This window comes from Aldersonia kunmingensis (assembly GCF_001646865.1).
Taxonomy (GTDB): domain Bacteria; phylum Actinomycetota; class Actinomycetes; order Mycobacteriales; family Mycobacteriaceae; genus Aldersonia; species Aldersonia kunmingensis.
This window is the reverse complement of the sequence record NZ_LRRB01000195.1, coordinates 1-18,607: the sequence shown is the minus strand read 5'-3', so window position 1 is coordinate 18,607 and position 18,607 is coordinate 1. Positions and strand designations below refer to the sequence as shown.

The 18,607-nt window shown below is 67.0% G+C and carries 18 protein-coding genes; 5 read left to right on the top strand and 13 right to left on the bottom strand.

All coding sequences use genetic code 11. The features are described 5' to 3' along the window. The first annotated feature begins 3 nt into the window (after positions 1-3). The gene (locus A8G08_RS14795) at positions 4-1,239 is read left to right on the top strand and encodes an SPFH domain-containing protein (protein ID WP_068275358.1); all 1,236 of its coding nucleotides are present in this window, start codon (positions 4-6) and stop codon (positions 1,237-1,239) included. A 265-nt stretch (positions 1,240-1,504) separates the two neighbouring features. Here A8G08_RS14795 and A8G08_RS14790 read toward each other — a convergent pair whose 3' ends face one another. Genes A8G08_RS14790 through A8G08_RS14780 form a run of 3 tightly spaced genes read right to left on the bottom strand, consistent with a single transcriptional unit; the run spans position 1,505 to position 3,371 of the window. Further along, positions 1,505-2,026 (bottom strand): hypothetical protein, encoded by a 522-nt coding sequence (locus tag A8G08_RS14790; protein WP_068275369.1) that lies wholly within the window; start codon positions 2,024-2,026, stop codon positions 1,505-1,507. A gap of 8 nt (positions 2,027-2,034) precedes the next feature. Next, complete coding sequence (locus A8G08_RS14785) at positions 2,035-2,619, bottom strand: hypothetical protein (RefSeq protein WP_068275355.1); 585 nt, start codon at positions 2,617-2,619, stop codon at positions 2,035-2,037. A gap of 59 nt (positions 2,620-2,678) precedes the next feature. Continuing rightward, positions 2,679-3,371, bottom strand: coding sequence for a TVP38/TMEM64 family protein (locus A8G08_RS14780; RefSeq protein WP_068275352.1), 693 nt, complete (start codon positions 3,369-3,371; stop codon positions 2,679-2,681). Between the two features lie 155 nt (positions 3,372-3,526). On the opposite strand from A8G08_RS14780, the gene A8G08_RS14775 reads away from it, so the two are divergent. From A8G08_RS14775 to meaB, 3 genes are read left to right on the top strand one after another with little or no spacing between them, the layout of a single operon-like run. Next, complete coding sequence (locus tag A8G08_RS14775) at positions 3,527-5,455, top strand: methylmalonyl-CoA mutase family protein (protein WP_068275350.1); 1,929 nt, start codon at positions 3,527-3,529, stop codon at positions 5,453-5,455. 2 nt (positions 5,456-5,457) lie between these two features. Then, positions 5,458-7,710: a methylmalonyl-CoA mutase gene (scpA, locus tag A8G08_RS14770; RefSeq protein WP_068275348.1), complete on the top strand. Its 2,253-nt coding sequence runs from the start codon at positions 5,458-5,460 to the stop codon at positions 7,708-7,710. Then, complete coding sequence (meaB, locus tag A8G08_RS14765; protein ID WP_068275345.1) at positions 7,703-8,749, top strand: methylmalonyl Co-A mutase-associated GTPase MeaB; 1,047 nt, start codon at positions 7,703-7,705, stop codon at positions 8,747-8,749. The genes scpA and meaB overlap by 8 nt, the downstream gene beginning before the upstream one ends. Positions 8,750-8,911: 162 nt before the next feature. Here meaB and A8G08_RS14760 read toward each other — a convergent pair whose 3' ends face one another. The 3 genes from A8G08_RS14760 to A8G08_RS14750 form a co-directional block, all read right to left on the bottom strand. After that, the gene (locus A8G08_RS14760; RefSeq protein ID WP_068275342.1) at positions 8,912-9,376 is read right to left on the bottom strand and encodes a nuclear transport factor 2 family protein; all 465 of its coding nucleotides are present in this window, start codon (positions 9,374-9,376) and stop codon (positions 8,912-8,914) included. Positions 9,377-9,438: 62 nt separating this feature from the next. Next, complete coding sequence (locus A8G08_RS14755) at positions 9,439-10,347, bottom strand: amidohydrolase family protein (RefSeq protein ID WP_068275341.1); 909 nt, start codon at positions 10,345-10,347, stop codon at positions 9,439-9,441. Next, a complete protein-coding gene (locus tag A8G08_RS14750; protein WP_068275340.1) occupies positions 10,344-11,390 on the bottom strand; it encodes a nucleoside hydrolase in 1,047 nt (348 codons plus the stop codon). The genes A8G08_RS14755 and A8G08_RS14750 overlap by 4 nt, the downstream gene beginning before the upstream one ends. A gap of 124 nt (positions 11,391-11,514) precedes the next feature. Here A8G08_RS14750 and A8G08_RS26740 point away from each other — a divergent pair, with 124 nt between their 5' ends. Continuing rightward, the gene (locus tag A8G08_RS26740; RefSeq protein WP_084436278.1) at positions 11,515-11,832 is read left to right on the top strand and encodes a DUF4333 domain-containing protein; all 318 of its coding nucleotides are present in this window, start codon (positions 11,515-11,517) and stop codon (positions 11,830-11,832) included. 4 nt (positions 11,833-11,836) lie between these two features. On the opposite strand, the gene A8G08_RS14740 is transcribed toward A8G08_RS26740, so the two are convergent. The 7 genes from A8G08_RS14740 to A8G08_RS14710 form a co-directional block, all read right to left on the bottom strand. Beyond that, positions 11,837-12,658: a tyrosine-protein phosphatase gene (locus A8G08_RS14740; protein ID WP_068275338.1), complete on the bottom strand. Its 822-nt coding sequence runs from the start codon at positions 12,656-12,658 to the stop codon at positions 11,837-11,839. A gap of 117 nt (positions 12,659-12,775) precedes the next feature. Continuing rightward, entirely contained in the window at positions 12,776-13,555 is a 780-nt protein-coding gene (ubiG, locus tag A8G08_RS14735; RefSeq protein WP_068275336.1) for a bifunctional 2-polyprenyl-6-hydroxyphenol methylase/3-demethylubiquinol 3-O-methyltransferase UbiG, read from the bottom strand. Beyond that, entirely contained in the window at positions 13,552-14,853 is a 1,302-nt protein-coding gene (locus tag A8G08_RS14730) for a CoA transferase (protein ID WP_068275333.1), read from the bottom strand. The genes ubiG and A8G08_RS14730 overlap by 4 nt, the downstream gene beginning before the upstream one ends. A gap of 4 nt (positions 14,854-14,857) precedes the next feature. Beyond that, positions 14,858-15,238, bottom strand: a complete 381-nt coding sequence (locus tag A8G08_RS14725) for a DUF2784 domain-containing protein (RefSeq protein ID WP_068275330.1) — start codon at positions 15,236-15,238, stop codon at positions 14,858-14,860. A 4-nt stretch (positions 15,239-15,242) separates the two neighbouring features. Then, the gene (locus tag A8G08_RS14720) at positions 15,243-16,739 is read right to left on the bottom strand and encodes a glutamate-cysteine ligase family protein (RefSeq protein WP_068275328.1); all 1,497 of its coding nucleotides are present in this window, start codon (positions 16,737-16,739) and stop codon (positions 15,243-15,245) included. A gap of 84 nt (positions 16,740-16,823) precedes the next feature. Further along, a complete protein-coding gene (locus tag A8G08_RS14715; RefSeq protein WP_187344469.1) occupies positions 16,824-18,257 on the bottom strand; it encodes an SDR family NAD(P)-dependent oxidoreductase in 1,434 nt (477 codons plus the stop codon). 41 nt (positions 18,258-18,298) lie between these two features. Then, positions 18,299-18,607: DUF4032 domain-containing protein (locus A8G08_RS14710; RefSeq protein ID WP_157108587.1), on the bottom strand; the 309-nt coding region annotated here is incomplete at its 5' end.

Genomic DNA, 18,607 nt, shown 5'->3' with positions numbered 1-18,607 from the left:
GTAATGGCAGCGCTCATAGTGCTGATCGTCGTCGTCATATTGGTGGCGATCGTCGTATTCAAGTCGATCGCGTTGGTGCCGCAGGCGGAGGCGGCGGTAATCGAGCGGCTCGGCCGCTACTCCCGCACGATATCGGGACAGCTTGCCTTCCTGGTGCCGTTCGTCGACCGGATCCGCGCCAAAGTCGATCTGCGCGAACGAGTTGTGACGTTCCCGCCGCAGCCGGTGATCACTCAGGACAACCTGACGCTGCACATCGACACCGTCGTGTACTTCCAGGTGACCAGCCCGCAGGCCGCGGTCTACGAGATCAGCAACTACATCGCTGCCGTCGAGCAACTCACGGTGACCACGCTGCGCAACGTGGTTGGCGGCATGACGCTCGAAGAGACGCTGACCTCCCGCGACTCGATCAACGGACAGCTGCGCGGCGTGCTCGACGAGGCCACCGGCCGCTGGGGTCTGCGCGTTGCGCGAGTCGAGCTGAAGAGCATCGACCCGCCGCCGTCGATCCAGGAGTCGATGGAAAAGCAGATGAAGGCGGACCGCGAGAAGCGCGCGATGATCCTTAACGCGGAGGGTGTTCGCGAGGCATCGATCAAGACCGCCGAGGGTCAGAAGCAGAGCCAGATTCTGTCCGCCGAGGGCGCGAAGCAGTCTGCGATTCTCGCTGCCGAGGCCGAGCGGCAGTCGCGCATCCTGCGGGCGCAGGGTGAACGCGCCGCCAAGTACCTCCAGGCGCAGGGTCAAGCAAAGGCCATCGAGAAGGTGTTCGCCGCAATCAAGGCGGGCAAGCCCACGCCCGAACTGCTGGCCTACCAATACCTGCAGACGCTGCCGCAGATGGCGCAGGGCGACGCGAACAAGGTGTGGCTGGTGCCGAGCGACTTCGGCGACGCGCTCAAGGGTTTCGCGCAGACGCTCGGCGCGAAGTCCGAGGACGGTGTGTTCCGCTACCAACCGACGGACGATGGTGCGGATCTGCCGAGGCCCGAGGATGATTCGGCCGAGGTCGCGGACTGGTTCGACACCTCGACCGATCCGGAGATCGAGCGAGCGGTGCGTGCCGCCGAAGCCGACGCGCGCACACCGGTCGACAACCCGACGCACGCGTCAGCGCTGCAGAACCGGCCGCAGCAGCAGGCGGTCGGGTGGCAGCAGCCCGCGCAGGAGCATCTGCCGACGGGGCAGCTTCCCGCCGAGCAGCAGCCGCCGGAGCAGGTGCCGCCCACCAGCTGACTCCGTACATACCGAAGGCCCCCAACACCGTTGGGGGCCTTCGGCGTATCTGCGGACCCTCGACGCGCACCCTTTCGTGTGGCCGCGCACGCCCAGGTGTGCGCGGGCACGGCAATAGGTGCGCGGTGACGGTTGCAGTGGCGCGGACTGTTCGGGGTGCGCGGTCGCCGAGGCTCGCTGTCAGCGCGCACTTTTCGGGCAATCGCGCACGCCCAGGTGTGCGCGGGCGCGGCAAAAGGTGCGCGGTGAGGAGTGGTGAACAGTGCTAGGTGAGGAGGCCTCGGCCAATGCCTCCCATCGCGAGCGCCCACAGGACACTGGCGAACGTGCCGATTATGAACTGCTCGGGCGCATGGGCTTTCGGTTCACGCAATTCGGGGTAGCGGGCGAGGCCCTTGACGCCGAGCACGACCACGATGCCCTCCGGCCATCCCGCGAGGATGGTGATCGCGATCGCGAGGCGTTCGAAGACGCCGATCATCTGCCCGCCGCGCAGCGGGCCGGGTTCGGCGACGTCTCCGTTGGCGAAATCGCGCTGTCGCCGGGCGATGCGGAATGCGAACGGCGCGAACGGGAGCCCTCCGAGGGTAGCCGCAGCAACGCTCAGTACGACGGTGGCCCCGACCGCGAAGCCTTTGGCGGGAGAGCCGTAGCTGGCGAGTATTGCCGCGGCGGCGCCGAATATCGCGGTGACGATGGGGGACACCCAGAGCGGAATCCGGCGGTGGCGCAAGGCCAATGGCGCGACGGCGGTCAGGCCAAGCAGTATCAATGCGGCAATGTTCATGCCGGTCTTCATGTGGCTCCCGCTTCGGTCAGCAGTTTGACGGCCAGCGACCGCCCCGGACCCTCGGCCTGCCAGCCGGCCGCCGACAGTCGTTGGGACATCGCCTGATTGCTGATGCCGAGGGTATCCGCGGCCACCGACTGATTCGCGTGAGTGCGCATCAAGGCCACCGCGGCGTGTCCTTGTTCGGAGCGGCGAGCTACGAGCAGTGCGAGCAGGGTGAGCGCCGCCTCGGCGTCGGCCGCGGCGGACGCGTCACGACCTTCCACAGCGACCTTGGCGGGAGCCCGTTTGGCGCGCTCGACGGCGATTCGGGCCGCCTCGAACGCGGGCCCACGACCGGCGCGGGTGGACGCCGGCAATGGCTCCTCGACTTCTCCGATGCCAATTCCGATGCTCCAGTGGCCGCGGCGGGTGAGGTCGAGTGCGAGCTCGATGACCGCCGCGGGGGAGTCGGTGACGCCTTGGACCTCATCGCCGGCGGTGCGCTCGAAGCCGCGCACCATGGGTACCGGTGGCAGGTCGTTCAGCAGATCTTCGACCCGGTCGGGTTCCTTCCGGGAACGTTGCTGGTCCACGGTGAGCACGAACATGGATCAAGCGTAAATGCTTGATATGAAAGTATCAAGTGGTATGACTTGATTTTAATAAATCAAGCTTGGGAACTTGATTGAATCGGATCGGAACCAGTCTGCTCGGTAGGGAGTGTCGGCGCCTCGAGGCGCGAGTCCAGCACCAAGCCGGCCGCGCCGAGCGCGAGGCACACGGCCGAAACCACGAACATCGCGGGATGTGCATCGCCCGTGATCGCCGCTCCGAGCACGACGATCGAGATTGTGCCGGGAATCACACAGACCAGCGTCGCAAGCGTGTATGGGACCAACCGGACGGACGATACCGCGCAGCAGTAGTTGATCACCGAGAAGGGCACCGGAGCCATCAGGCGCAGTGAGCCCACGGCCAGCCATCCGCGGCGTGCCAGCCGCACGTCGACCGCCCGGACCACCGGATGGGTCAACCGTGCCGAGACCGCCTCCCGACCGAGCGCTCGTACAAGTAACAGTGCGAGCACTGCGCTGACCGTGGTGGCGGAAACTGCCAGGCCAACCCCTACCCAGGGGCCGAAAAGCAGTCCGGCGGACAGCGTGAAAACGGTGCGCGGGAAAGGCGCGATGGTGACCACCGCGTGCAGCAGAAAGAACACCACTGGGAAGGCGGGGCCGAATGAGCGGACCCAGTCCTCGATGCGGCTCGCGTCCGGGTGCTGCACGACGAGCGCGATGGCGATGGCGGCCACCAGGGCGGCGACCCCGGCCAGCAGCTTCGGATCGGCTTTCGTGCGCATGAGGAAGGAGGTTACCCGTGAGTACCGCAACCATCCGAAAAGCGCGGCCGTACGGGCGGTTAGCATCATTGGACATCCAAGCGTCGCGGGCCACACGGGCCCAGAGACTGCGCGGAAATCACAGCCACGATTCGAGTGGAAGAGGAAGCTCAGCAATGCCGATTGCATCAGGGCACGACGCTGGCCGGGACGAGGCCTATGCCAGCTGGCGGAAAGCCGTCGGCGCGGTGTTGGCGAAGTCGCGCAAGGTGGATCCGAGCGAACTGCCGGCCGAGCCCGAGCGGTTGCTCGACGTCATCACCTACGACGGTGTCACTGTCGCGCCGCTCTACACCCCGCACGACGAACTCGCCGAGCCGACTCTGCCTGGCGCGTTCCCCTTCATCCGCGGCCGCGACGGTCTGCGTGACGTGAACCAGGGCTGGTTCGTCGGTGCGCGCTACGGCGCGGCCGAAGGCGATGCCGGAGACGGCACCTCCGGCGTCGGTGCCGGAGACGGCACCTCCGGCGCCGGTGCCGCCGCGGTGAACCGTCTCGTGCTCGACGGCCTGAACAACGGCGTCAGCGCGCTGTGGCTCGCCGCCGGTTCCGCCGGAGTCCCTGTCGCTGATCTCGGCACCGCCCTCAACGGGGTGCTGCTCGACCTGGCGCCGCTCATCCTCGATGCGGGTGCCGATGTCGTCGACGCCGCCGCCGCGGTTTACGCGCTGCTCGACGAGCGCGCCGCTGGTGTCGACGGAGTCGCCGACCGAGCCGACATCAAGATCGACCTCGGTGCCTCGCCGCTGACCGATCGCTTCGCTGGCGTCGACTCGATCGACACGGCGGCGCTCGTCGCACTTGCCGCCGCCGCCAACGATCGCGCCGAGACCGTGCGTGCGATCACTGTCGACGGCGCCGTGTTCCACAACGCCGGTGCCTCCGACGCCGAGGAACTCGGTGCCGCTGTCGCTGCTGGCCTGGACTACCTGCGCACGCTCACTGCGGGCGAACTGAGCGTTGAGGCCGCACTCGGCCAGCTCTCGTTCCGGTTCGCCGCGACCGACGACCAGTTCACCGCGATCGCCAAGTTCCGCGCTGCCCGTCAGGTCTGGGCCCGCGTCGCCGAGGTTGTCGGTGCCCCCGAGTCCGGTGGCGCCCCGCAGCACGCGGTCACGTCGGCCGCGATGATGTCGCAGCGCGATCCGTGGGTGAACATGCTGCGTACCACGCTCGCCGCATTCGGCGCCGGTGTCGGTGGCGCGGACACCGTCACGGTGCTGCCGTTTGATGCCGCGCTGCCCGCCGGCGCGCTCGATGTCACGGAGTCCTTCTCCCAGCGCATCGCCCGCAACATCCAGCTGCTGCTGCTCGAAGAGTCGCACCTGGGCCGCGTGCTGGATCCCGCTGGTGGCTCCTGGTTCATCGAGTCGATCACCACCGACCTCGCCGCCGAGGCGTGGGAGTTCGTGCAGCAGATCGAGGCTGCCGGTGGCTACACCGAAGCGCTCGCCAAGGGCGTAATCGGTGACCGCATCTCGAGCACCGCGGCTCGCCGCCGTGCCGATATCGCGCACCGCAAGACCTCGCTCACCGGTATCAACGAGTTCCCGAACCTGGGTGAGCCGGTTGTTCCTGCGGCTGACGGCCGCCTGCCCGGCGTGGCCCGCTACGCGCAGGACTTCGAGGATCTGCGCGATCGCTCGGACGCGTACCTCGCGAACAAGGGCGCTCGCCCACAGGTGTTCCTTGCCCCGCTCGGCTCGGTGGCCGAGCACAACGTGCGCACCACCTTCGCGGCCAACCTGCTCGCGTCGGGCGGTATCGAGGCGATCAACCCCGGAGCCACCGCGCTCGACGCGCTCGGCGCCGCTGCTGCGGAGTCCGGAGCGTCGATCGCCGTGCTGTGCGGCACCGACAAGGCCTACGGCGTGGAGGGCGCGGCGGCGGTTGCCGCCCTGCGTGCCGCGGGTGTCCGCGAGGTGCTGCTCGCCGGACCGGAGAAGGCGTTCGCCGACGCGGAACAGAAGCCGGACGGCTACCTCACCATGAAGATCGACGCCGTCGCGTCGCTGACCGAGCTGCTCGAGAAGTTGGGAGCCTGACAATGACGACGGTGCACAACGCCATCGGCAGCTTCGCCGAGGTTCCACTGGTCGATCCGGCCGCCCCCGCGCCGGTCGCGCCGACCGCCGCCGACACCTCCGCGCATATTGACGCGGGTGCCGCGGCCAACGGCTACACCACCGAACAGGTGGTCTGGACGACGCCCGAGGGCATCGACGTCAAGCCGGTCTACACCGACGCGGACCGCAAAGAGGCTGCGGCGCAGGGCTACCCGCTCGACACCTTCCCGGGTGAAGTTCCGTTCCTGCGCGGTCCGTACCCGACCATGTACGTCAACCAGCCGTGGACCATCCGGCAGTACGCCGGCTTCTCCACCGCAGCCGAGTCGAACGCCTTCTACCGCCGAAACCTCGCGTCCGGTCAGAAGGGCCTGTCGGTCGCGTTCGACCTCGCCACCCACCGTGGCTACGACTCCGACCACCCGCGCGTGCAGGGTGACGTCGGTATGGCCGGTGTCGCGATCGACTCGATCCTGGACATGCGCCAGCTCTTCGATGGCATCGATCTCGGTTCGGTGTCGGTGTCGATGACCATGAATGGTGCCGTTCTCCCCATCCTCGCGCTCTACGTGGTTGCCGCGGAGGAGCAGGGTGTTGGGCCGGAGAAGCTGGCCGGAACGATTCAGAACGACATTCTGAAAGAGTTCATGGTCCGCAACACCTACATCTATCCGCCGAAGCCGTCGATGCGGATCATCTCGAACATCTTCGAGTACACCTCGACGTACATGCCGAAGTTCAACTCGATCTCGATCTCGGGTTACCACATTCAGGAGGCCGGAGCGACGGCCGACCTGGAGCTGGCATACACGCTCGCGGACGGTCTCGAGTACATCCGCGCCGGTCTCGACGCGGGCATCGACATCGACAAGTTCGCGCCGCGCCTCTCGTTCTTCTGGGGCATCGGCATGAACTTCTTCATGGAGGTCGCCAAGCTCCGCGCGGGCCGCCTGCTGTGGAGCGAGCTCGTCGCGAAGTTCGACCCGAAGACCTCGAAGTCGCTTTCGCTGCGTACGCATTCGCAGACCTCGGGCTGGTCGCTCACCGCGCAGGACGTGTTCAACAACGTCGCGCGTACGTGCATCGAGGCGATGGCTGCGACTCAGGGTCACACCCAGTCGCTGCACACCAACGCACTCGACGAAGCGATCGCACTGCCGACCGACTTCTCCGCTCGCATCGCGCGCAACACGCAGCTCGTGCTGCAGCAGGAGTCCGGCACCACCCGCCCGATCGACCCGTGGGGCGGCTCGTACTACGTCGAGTGGCTGACCCATCAGCTCGCCGAGCGAGCCCGCGCCCACATCGCCGAGGTCGAGGAAGCCGGCGGTATGGCGCAGGCGATCGGCGAGGGCATCCCGAAGCTCCGCATCGAGGAAGCCGCCGCCCGCACCCAGGCGCGTATCGACTCCGGTGGACAGACCCTGATCGGTGTCAACAAGTACATCCCGGACGAGGTCGACTCGATCGAGGTCCTCAAGGTTGAGAACTCGAAGGTCCGCCGCGAGCAGATCGAGAAGCTCGAGCGCCTGCGCGCCGAGCGCGACGCGGACGCTGTCGCGGCCGCACTGGCGAACCTGTCGCGTGCCGCGGAATCGTCCGAGGGCGGCATGGAGAACAACCTGATGGCCCTCGCCATCGAGGCTGCTCGCCACAAGGCCACCGTTGGTGAAATTTCCGACGCTCTGGAGCAGGTCTACGGGCGGCACCAGGCCGAGATCAGGACAATTAGCGGCGTGTACCGAGATGAGGCGGGCAAGTCCCCGAACATCGCCACGGCGATCGAACTCGTCGAGAAGTTCGGCGAGGAAGAGGGTCGTCGCCCCCGCGTGCTCGTCGCCAAGATGGGCCAGGACGGTCACGACCGCGGCCAGAAGGTGATCGCCACGGCGTTTGCCGACCTCGGCTTCGACGTCGACGTGGGACCGCTGTTCCAGACCCCGGAAGAGGTGGCGGCGCAGGCTGCGGACAACGACGTGCACGTGGTCGGAGTCTCGTCGCTGGCGGCGGGTCACCTCACCCTGGTGCCGGCGTTGCGCGAAGCGCTGGCACAGGTGGGCCGGGACGACATCATGATCGTGGTTGGTGGAGTCATTCCGCCGGGCGACTTCGACGAGCTCTACGCCGCAGGTGCGGCCGCGATCTTCCCGCCGGGAACGGTCATCGCGGACGCCGCCATCGGTCTGCTGGAGAAGCTCGGCAAGCAGCTCGGTCACGACGCCACCGATGGGTGACCGGCCGGCAGCCGGTTCCGGGGATCTCCCGGCGGCCGCGGCGGCCAAGCGTCGCCCGGTCGACGTCGAGGCGCTCGCCAAGGCAGTGCGCTCGAACGAGCGTGCCGGGTTGGCGCGTGCGATCACACTGATCGAGTCGACCCGTGCTGATCATCGCGAGGCGGCGCAGCGGCTGTTGCTCGACCTGATGGCCGACGGCCCCGACCGTCCGACCGCGCACCGGGTGGGTATCACCGGTGTGCCGGGCGTCGGCAAGTCGACGTTCATCGATGCGCTCGGCGAGTACCTGATCGACAAGGGCCATCGCGTCGCGGTGCTCGCGGTGGATCCGTCGAGTACGCGCACTGGTGGTTCGATCCTCGGTGACAAGACTCGGATGGCTCGGCTGTCGGTGAACCCGAAGGCCTACATCCGCCCGTCCCCGACGGCCGGCACGCTCGGCGGTGTCGCGAAGGCGACCCGTGAGACGATCGTGCTGCTCGAGGCCGCCGGATTCGATGTGATCCTGATCGAGACGGTTGGCGTCGGGCAGTCCGAGGTCACGGTCGCGAACATGGTTGACGTGTTCTGCTTCCTCACCTTGGCCCGTACCGGCGATCAGCTGCAGGGCATCAAGAAGGGCGTGCTCGAACTCGCCGATCTCGTGGCGGTGAACAAGGCCGACGGCAAGCATCTGATCGAGGCGAAGTCGGCGGCGCGCGAGCTGTCCGGCGCGCTGCATCTGATCCATCCGCGCGACTCGCTGTGGCGCCCGCCGGTGATCACCATGAGCGGACTCGAAGGCGACGGCCTGGACAAGTTCTGGGACACCGTTCTTAGGCACCGCGAGGTGCTCAGCGAAGCCGGACAGTTCGAGGAGAACCGGCGCCGTCAGCAGGTCGACTGGACCTGGACGATGGTCAACGATCAGCTGTTGCGCCGGCTCGCGGACAACCCGCGGGTCAAGGAGATCCGGTCCGACGTCGAGCAGCGGGTGCGCGAGGGTTCGCTTACCGCGGCGCTTGCGGCGCAGGAGATTTTGGACGCGTTCGACAACTAGCGGTGCCGCAATTTTGAGCTGTGGATGGTTGAGGCCCTGTGGATGAGCGCACCCCGATGACTGCCGTGAACGGAAGATTTGTTGCGTTAGACGGAGTGAACGCTTCCGTTCACTCCGCCCAACGCAACGCAAGTTCCGTTCGCAAAGTGGGACGGCGCGGCCTTACGACGCCGGGTGCAGCAGCTTCCAGCTCGGGGTGTCGTCGAGCGACTCCATCGCCTCGTAGATCCGGGTGTAGCCGATCTTGCTGATGCGCCACTTGCCGTCGGCGTCGCGGCGGTAGCTGTCGCGGTAGTAGCCGGCGCCGCGGATCTTGACGCGGTACTCAGGCACAATCACGGTGTCCTCGAAACACCAAGAGGCCGTGGCGGTATCGCCGTCGACCTCGATTTCGGGGTGGTTCGCCACGTGCACAGTGAGCATCGTTTCGGTGATGTTCTCGCGCATGAACTTGGTGACCTCGTCGCGGCCCGTGAAGTTGAGTGGCTTGTCATAGACCTTCGTGCCGTAAGCCCCGTCGACGTCCTCGGTGAGGGTGTCGGCGAACTCGTCCCACAGCTTGAGGTCAAGCGAGCGGAAGTAGCGGTACTTGAGCTGCCGGATGCTTTCGATCGCCTCGAGGTCCATGGGCAGAGCTTTGCACGCTCCGTGCGCCAGAGCAAGAACGTGTTCTAGTTTTCGCGCACAGCCTAGTTTTCGTGCAGCGCGAACAGCTCCGCGCCGTTGTGATAGCAGACCCGGCGCAGCCAGTCCTCGCCAAGTTCGGCGCCCGGCAGCGCCGTGAGCGCGTCGAGGTAGCGATAGGGGATGTTCGGGAAATCGCTGCCGAACAGAATCCGGTCGGAGAAATCGGCGAGCCGGTCCAGTTCGCTCGTGGGGAAGTTCGCCATCCGCTCGCTGAAGTCGGTGAACACCATCGTTGTGTCGAGGTAGATGGCGGGAAACTCCTCGGCCAGGTCGAGGAACTCGACGAAGTCGGGGCTGCCGAGATGCGCGATGATCAGCGGCAGATCGGGATGCCGGTGCAGCAGCGCCCGCATCGGTTCGACACCGGTGAACTTCCCCGGAACGGGGCCGGAGCCGCAGTGGATGACGACCGGCACGCCACTGTCCTCGAGCAGCCCCCACACGTCATCGAGATCCCGGTCCGCCGGGTTGTAGTTTCCGACCTGGAGATGCACCTTGAAGACGCGGGCGCCCGCCTCGATGGCGGCGGTGGTGTACCACAGCGCATTCGGCTCCGGGAAGAACGTCGCGGTCTGCAGGCAGCCGGGAGTACGGGCGGCGAACTCCGCCGACCACGCGTTGAGCCACTCTGCCATGCCCGGCTTGTGCGGGTAGACCAGCGAGGTGAACGCGCGAACACCGAACTCGCGCAACAGGTTCAGACGGGTCAGCTCGTCGTCGCGGTAGGTGATCGGCCAGGGCCCACCGATCAGCGGTCCGCCGTCCTCGAAGTATGCCCACACCTTTGCCATCACCGGTTCGGGCATGAAATGCGTATGTACATCGACGATTCCGGGCAAGCCGAGCCCGCGCCAGAATGCGGTAACCGCCTCGGCTTCCCCGGACCGATCCGTTGCGTCGTCTGTGGTCATAGTCGCGCTCCCTCCGGTGGGTACAGGCGTGCGGCGAAATCTCCGACCCGTTCGATGAGTAGATCGAAGAACGCCTCAGGGTCCGTGCGCCAAGCGATATCGGCATTCGGGTCGCGGCCCCACATGCCCATCCAGTCGGCCACGGTCATGCCCCGGGTCAGCGTCCCTACCAACTCGACGTCGACAGTGGCAGGGCGGGTTTGTACCAGCGACGGGTCGAGCGCGACCGCGGCAGCGAATGGATCGTGCATGTGGCTGATATGCCCGAGCCCCTGCTGGCGGTGAAACATCATGTAGAACCGGACGGCGTCGGACAGGTGCCGCACCACGGGATTGCTCGCTGCGGACCGTACGTTATCGGCGTCCGCCTCGTGGACCCGTTCCTCGGGCATACTTCCGGCCCGGACGCCGAGGCGCTTCAGGTGCTCGGCGGTCATTTCGATCCGCTCGGTGATATCCAGCGCGCACACGATCGGCCGCCGTTCCGCGGGTACGACCGAGAACGCATCGAAAACAACCTTGGCCGCTTCGGGGTCGACCGAGATGTTCCATTCGGTGGTCGGTGTCGTGTTTCCCGCGTAGTTGAAGGCGCCGCCCATCACGACCAACCGGTGCAGCAGGTGGGGGAGTTCGGGCTCGATACGCAGTGCCAGTGCGAGATTGGTCAGCGGGCCGGTGACCAGGCCGGTGACCTCGCCGGGATTGGCCCGCACGAGGTCGGCCCACATGTCCGCGGCGGAGCGGGCCGAGAGTGGCCGCGACGACGGTGGCAGTTCGGCATATCCGATGCCCTGTGGCCCGTGGGTGTCCTCGGTCGTCTGCAGTGGAATCACCAATGGGACCGGGGAGCCGACCGTGACCTCGATCGGGGGTGCCTGACATACGTCGAGCCATGCCAGGTTGTTGGCGGCCACCTGCTGCACTCCGACATTGCCCGCGCTGCTTGCGATACCGAGAATCTCGGCGTCCGGACTGGCGAGCAGGAAGACCAGTGCGAGTGAGTCGTCGATACCCGTGTCGACATCGAGCACCAGTTTGGCCACCGTCCCATCATGCAACCGATTCGGGGGCGGGTGCACGGACCGGTCGAGTTTGGGTCCGGTGTGGTGCGCGGTGTGCGAACCTGGACGGGTTCGGCCAACCAACGATTGATCGAAGGTGAATCGGATGTCGGCACGATCAAGGCTCGGATTGGCGTTGGTCTTCGCGACCGTGGCACTCGGCGCGCTCGGGGCGTGTGGCACCGACGACAAAAGCGTCGCGGCGCCGGATGTGGAGGGCCAGATCACGCAGCAATTGACGATGGCGGGGCGTCAGATTGACAGCGTGACCTGCCCGAGCGATCTCCCCGCCGAGGTTGGCGCGACCATAACGTGCACGGTGGTCGGGGGCGGCGAGACCTACGGCGCGAAGGCGACGGTCACCGAGCTTTCCCAGGGGACCGCCAACTTCAACATCGAAGTGGTCCCGGCGCCGGCGCCGTGATCCGCTACTTACCGCCGGACGCCGGTTCGAGCAGTTCGGTACGCAGGCTCGCGATATCGGCTGCGGTCAGCCCGAGTCCGTCGCGAACGTAATTGTCGAAGCTGCCGTAGGTTTCGTCCGCCTGCGCGAACGCGGCGCGCAACCAGTCGATGTTCACGCCATTGAACGGGTCAGCGGGCGTGCTGTTCCGGTAGGCGTTGCTGGCCAGGAAGTCCGCTTCGACGGTCGCACGATCCACGCCGAGGATCGTGAGCAGCACGGCGGTCGTCCAGCCGGTGCGGTCCTTGCCGGCCGAGCAGTGGTACAGCACGGCCTTGCCGTCCGTCGAGGTCGCCACGATGGTGTGCAGCGTCGCGCCGATCGCGCGCCGGGCACCGGGATCGGTCACAAACGCGCGGTAGCTCGAGGCGAGGTCGATCAATGCGGTCGGCGGCAGCGCGCCGAGCACGTCGAACCACTCGGCGCGGGTGTCGGGAATCGCCTTGTCGTGGGAGAAGGCGCGCTCGAGCCCGGTGCGCAGGTCCACCACGACCGCGAGTCGCTGGTCCTGTAGCCGCACCAGATCGGCCGGGCTGAGGTCGGCGAGGTCGTCAGAGCGCAGCACTCGGTGCGCACGTACGACAGCGCCGTCGACGGTGCGGAACCCGGCGAGGGTGCGGGTGTTCTCGGTGCCGTCGAGGGCGATGCGCGCGCCAGCGACCCCGGTGGCGACGGAACTGATGGGGGTGGCCGCGGCCGGCACGAACAGGACCGGGACCGACGCCGGCGCCAGGACGATCGCTGCCGCTGCTGTCAGTGCTCCGAGGGTGTTGAGGCTGCGCCGCATATATGTCCCTTTTCCCGGTGTGCTGTGCAGGTGGTCGCTCCGCCGGCTCCGCTCCTGACTGCCGACAACTTTACGCAGACGGCGTTCACGCCGGGCCGCGCGCTCGACCCCGTCCGGTCAGTCGGCGATCCGCACCGCGTAGCCCATGTAGGACGCCGCGGTGCTCTTCGTCTTTCCGAAGTGCAGTCTCCGGCTGAACTCGCCGAAGCTCAGGCGGCCGATTCGCGTGCGAAGGAAGTCGATTGCGATCCGCGGGTTCGCCGTGTGCGGTGCGAGTCCGACGAACTCGCATACGACGAAACCGTTGCGCCGCAAAGCTTCCGAGAGCTCATTCGGCGTAATGAACATCGTCGGATCGTGGATCGCGGTGTCGAAAACTCGGGTGAATCGCCAGTCCTGCATCAGCTTGATCATGAGCAGGTTCGCCGCCCACGTCCGGTTGATAGTGTCGAAGAAATACAGCCCGCCGGGTTTGAGTGCGCGCGCGGTCTCCGAGATGACCTTGTCGAGGTCGCTCACATGCTCGAGCACGTCGCAGCAGAAGGCGATATCGAATGCCTGATCGTCGACGGGCAATTCTTCGCCGAATCCGGTGCGGTACTCGATGGGCAGTCCATTTGTTTCCGCATGCTTGCGTGCGGTGGCCAACGACACCTCCGACGGATCGATGCCAAGCACGGTCACGCCGGCGCGCGCGAAGCGTTCCGACATGAAGCCGCCGCCGCACCCCACATCGAGGCCCCGCAAACCGTCCGGCGAGCGACCGTGGTCGCGCATCACCGAGGCGAAGTAGTCGAACCGTGCGGGGGTCATGCTGCCCTGCAACATGTTGAGCGGGTTGTCCTCGTCCCACCACCCGGACCCGATCCGGTCGTAGACGCCATTGTCGATACTCACCGTGTTACCGCCCTCCCGTTTCGGTTACCCCGCCATGTTGCGGCATCGCTGCCCCAGGGAGAAGCGGGTTCGGGATAGTCGTCGTATTCGGGTAGCACCGGCCTGGCCGTGCGGATTCGACCGTTCGTGATCAGGATGTCGTCGCTGGGCAACGCCGCCGCGCGATGGTCGGGCGTGCGGGCCGGATCAGCGAGTAGTCGGGCCGCGGTTCTCGCCAGCGATGCGTCCACATCCCGGCCGTGCCGATCAGCGAGTCGCCCTGTCAGGGCATCGAGTACGCCGGCGGCCAGGAAGTATCCCGTCGCGTGGTCCAGGGCCTGGGCGGGCAACGCGCCCGGTGTCCCGTCGCCCTCGATGAGCGCGATCCCGCTGGCCGCCTGCACGATGCTGTCGAAGCCGCGCCGAGCCGCCCAGGGGCCGGTCGTACCCCACGCGCTGACCCGGGCGCGGACCAGGCCCGGCCGCGCGCGAACGGCCTGTACGCCGAAATCGTCGAGTGCGCCGGGCCGGTATCCGGTGACCAGGACATCGGCGCCGGCGACAAGTTCGAGCGCGCGTTCCGCTTCGGTGTGCACATCGAGGAGCGCGCTCCGCTTTCCCTGGCCCATTTCCAGGTGTTGCCAGGCGATCTCGGGCAGCTCGGGTGAATCGATACGCAGCACGTCCGCGCCGAGCAGCGCGAGTGCACGGGTGGCCGTCGGCCCGGCGATCACCCGGGTGAGGTCGAGCGCCCGGACTCCGGTGAGCGGCAGCTCGGCGGTCGTGCCTGTAACGGCGGCCGGGTCCGAAGTGTCCTCGCGAACGGTCGCCAATAGCGGCGGGAGGTGTGCAGCCGCTTGCCCCGGTTCGCTTGCCGCCCATTCGAATTCGGTCCGCACCCGAACGGCGATCGCTCCGGCCGAGGCTGCCCCGTCCTCGAGTTGCGCGGCGGTGCCCTCCTCGATCCGCCGCGCGACCGTTTCGCGGTCTGCACTGGCATCGAGTCCGAGCACCGCGAGCAGCCGATCCCGGTGGTGCGGGTAATTCGCATGCGTGCGGACCCAGCCGTCCGCGGCTGCGAAAAACCCGGACAGCTCTGCGAACCCGGAGACCGGCGCACCGTCGATCCGTAGCAACCGGTCCGAGGCAAACGAGGCGGTGATCCGGTCCAGTCGAAGGGTGCTCGGCCGTGCCGGCATCGATACCGCCGCGCGATAGCGGTCGGCAGCGTCTGCGAAGGCCGCAACCGACTCCACCGCCAATGCCCGGACCGGAAGCGTCGCGGCGAGGTAACCGGGATGGTCGGCGAATGGGTCCACGCCGCTACTTTGGCATGAGCGGGCGGTGCGAGTGTCGTTGGCCGAGCACGACATAGCCGATCCACGACGTGACCACACAGGTCAGCACCAGGAGCCGGACCAGGCCCAACGCGCTCTCCGGATAGATCACCCCGGTCAGGTAATGATCGATGAAGCCCGACGAGGGGAGACCCGCCATGCCCGCCTGCTCCCGCGCCCAGTTCTCCAAATATGTGAGCGGACAGTCGATTCCGATCAGTACCGTGCTGAACCCCCATGCCACGACGGGAATATGGAACCAGATCGTGCGCCGCCACCGCCACGCGAGGAATCCACCCACCACCAGGTAGGCGAGGAATAGGAAGTGGGCGAGGACAGTCAGATCGACCAGCAGCCGATAACCCATCCGATCACCAGCTCCACGTGTGCACCGGGTCGCCGTGATGCATATTCACAAGATAGTCCGCCAGCATCCCGGCCAGCGCCTGTTCCCGGCTGTCACCTGCGCGTTCCCGGGCTACAACCGCTTCGCGCTGCCAGCCTGAACCGGACTGCTGGCGCAGCGCGCGACCCTCGATGACACCGAGATAGCGATCGCGGACCGCCGCCGACACACCGTGTGCCTCCAGCCCGGCGTGCGCCATTGGCAGCAACCTGCGCAGCACCAGTTCCTGTGGGCTGACCCAGCCAACCTCGGGCCAGTACAACCGTGCGGAGAATCCACTACGCGCGGCCGAATGCAGGTTCTCGTTGGCGGCATCGAATGACATCTGGGTCCACACCGGGCGGTCGGCATCGACGAACGAGCGCAGCGTGCCGTAGTAGAAGGCGGCGTCGGCGAGGGTGTCGATCACCGACGGCCCCGCGGACAGGACGCGGTTCTCGAGACGTAGGTGATAGCGCCCGTCGGCAATGTCGTAAATCGGCCGGTTCCAGCGGTACACGGTGCCGTTGTGGAGCTTGAGTTCGCTGAGCGAGGGCACCTCGCCGCTGTCGAACATCGCCCGCGGATCCTCGTCGTCGCAGATCGGCAGCAGGGCGGGGAAATAGCGCGAATTCTCCTCGAACAGATCGAAGATCGAGGTGATCCACCGCTCGCCGAACCACACTCGGGGCCGTACGCCCTGGTTCTTGAGTTCGGGCGGGCGGGTGTCGGTAGCTTGCTCGAACATCGGGATCCGGGTCTCGTGCCACAGTGCCCGTCCCGCGAAGAATGGCGAGTTGGCCGCCAGCGCGACCTGTACGCCGGCGAGGGCCTGCGCCGCGTTCCAGTGCGCGGCAAAACTCTCCGGCGCCAGCTGGAGATGCAGTTGGACGGACGTGCACGCCGCCTCGGGCAGGATCGTGTCGCAGATGACCGACAGTTCGTCGGCCTGCGATTGTCCCGGAAGGCGGACGCCGGGGATGCTCAGCTCGATGTCCTCGCCGCGTGCCGCGAAAATCTGCTGGTTCAGCAGGTCGTAGCGGGCATTCGCCGAGATCCACTTGTGTTCGAACTGCTGCTCGGTCAGCGTCGGCAGCATCCCGACCATCGCCAGCCGGCTGCCCACCGACCGGGCCCGCTCGTCGGCGGAGTTCAGCGACCGCCGGACATCGCGCTCGAGGTCGCGGATGTGATCGCCACGCAAAGGCCGCGGCGCGAGGTTGATCTCGATGTTGAACTGGCCGAGTTCGGTCTGGAAGTCCGGGTTCGCGATGGCGTCGAGCACTTCGGCATTGGCCATTGCGGGCTGCATCGCCTCATCGACCAGGTTCAGCTCGACTTCCATGCCGATCTTCGGCTCGGCGACCTCGAAATGCCCATCTGCGAGCATCGACGCGAGCACGTCGAGGCACTGTTGCACCTTTACGCGGAAGCGCTGTCGGTCCTTGCGGCTGAACTTCCGCAGTTCGACATCCTGGCCCATGACTGGAAGCTACCCACGATTGCGCGGGCGTACCCCCCGAACATGCACAACCGGGGGACCAGCCGTTACATGGCGATTATCGGGTCACCAGGCGGCGCGGCGGTAGTCCTTCAGGAAGCACCCGTGCAGGTCGTTGCCGATTTCGCCCTGCACGATCGGGTCGTACACCCGCGCCGCCCCGTCGACCAGGTCGAGTGGGGCGTGGAAGCCCTCGTCGGCCAGGCGCATCTTGGTGTAGTGCGGGCGCTCATCGGTGATCCAGCCGGTGTCTACAGCTGTCATCAGAATCCCGTCCTGCTCGAGCATCTCGCCCGCACTCGTGCGGGTGAGCATGTTCAGCGCAGCCTTCGCCATATTTGTGTGCGGGTGGCCCGGGCCCTTGTATCCGCGGCCGAATTGACCCTCCATCGCGGACACGTTCACCACGTACTTGCGCCGCGCGTCCGCGGCGGCCATCGCCGGGCGCAGCCGGGAGATCAGGATGAACGGCGCCACCGAGTTGCACAGCTGCACCTCGAGTAGTTCGGTCGCGTCCACCTCGCCGACCGTCTGCACCCAGCTGTTGGTGTGCGCGAGGTCGGGAACGAGTCCGCCGGCGTCGATGGCGATGCCCTGCGAAATGCGTTCGGGGGAAGCAGATTTCGCGACCATCGCAAGTTGGGCCACCGAGGCGGGCAGGTTGTCGGGTAGTGCGGCAGTCAGCGCGGACGGGTGCTCGAGGGCCGGCTTGCCGAAGGTGATGACATCGGGAATCACGCCGGCCGGCAACGGCTCGGATTCGGCGCCGACGAGCGCGGAGTAGGCGCCGGGGGAGCGGCGCACCGTCTGCGCGGCATTGTTGATGAGGATGTCGAGCGGGCCCTGCGCGGCGACCTCGTCGGCCAGTGCCACAACCTGCGCCGGATCGCGCAGGTCGATCCCCACGACGCGCAGGCGGTGCAGCCAGTCAGCGCTGTCTGGCAGCGCGGCAAACCGTCGAACCGCATCGTTGGGGAAGCGGGTGGTGATCGTGGTGTGCGCGCCGTCGCGCAGCAGGCGCAGCGCGATGTACATCCCGATCTTCGCGCGCCCGCCGGTGAGCAGCGCCCGCCGCCCGGTGAGGTCGGTGCGGGCATCGCGCTTGGCGTGGCTCTCGGCCGCGCAGTCCGGGCAGAGCTGGTGGTAGAACGCGTCGACGTCCACGAAATCGGTCTTGCAGATGTAGCACGGCCGTGGCCGGATCAGCCGCCCGGCGAGCGCGCCCGGCGCGTTGGACTTCAGGGGTATACCTGCGGTTTCGTCATCGATCCGGTCGGGCGAACCGGTCGCGGTCGCCGCGATGACGGCCTTGTCGGCCGCCGAGATCGCGTCGCGGGCGGCGTTGCGGCGGCGCTGCTTGTGCTTCTTGAACATGTGGCCGACGGCGCGCTGCACCGTCACCGAATCGGGATGGTCGATGTCGAGTCCGGCGGCTTGTTCGAGCACGCGGAGGCAGACGGCAAGGTCTTCGGAATCGATCGTGTCGGTCATCGGGCGCATCTGTCCTACGGCGAAATTGGGCGGGATTACATCCCATTGTCTCATCCGGGCGGGGGTGGACCGGTCGGTCCGCCACGGGTGTGACCAGCTTCATCGCTCCCTTCCAGCGCGGAGTCACCGCTCGCCGCGGAAGTCGACTTCGGTTCGATCCTGCGAAACGCGCTGGTAGGGGCCTCGGCGACGCCCATCTTCGCTGCCGAATCGGTGGGGACGTGGCGGTGTCGGGCAAGTGCGGCCAGCGCCGTTTCGTCGCCGACGTCGGCCCCGGCATGCTCGGACAGCAGCCAGCGCACCTCCAGCAAGTCGCAGTAGGCCTGAATCGGGGTGCCGACATGGTCGACGCAGTCATG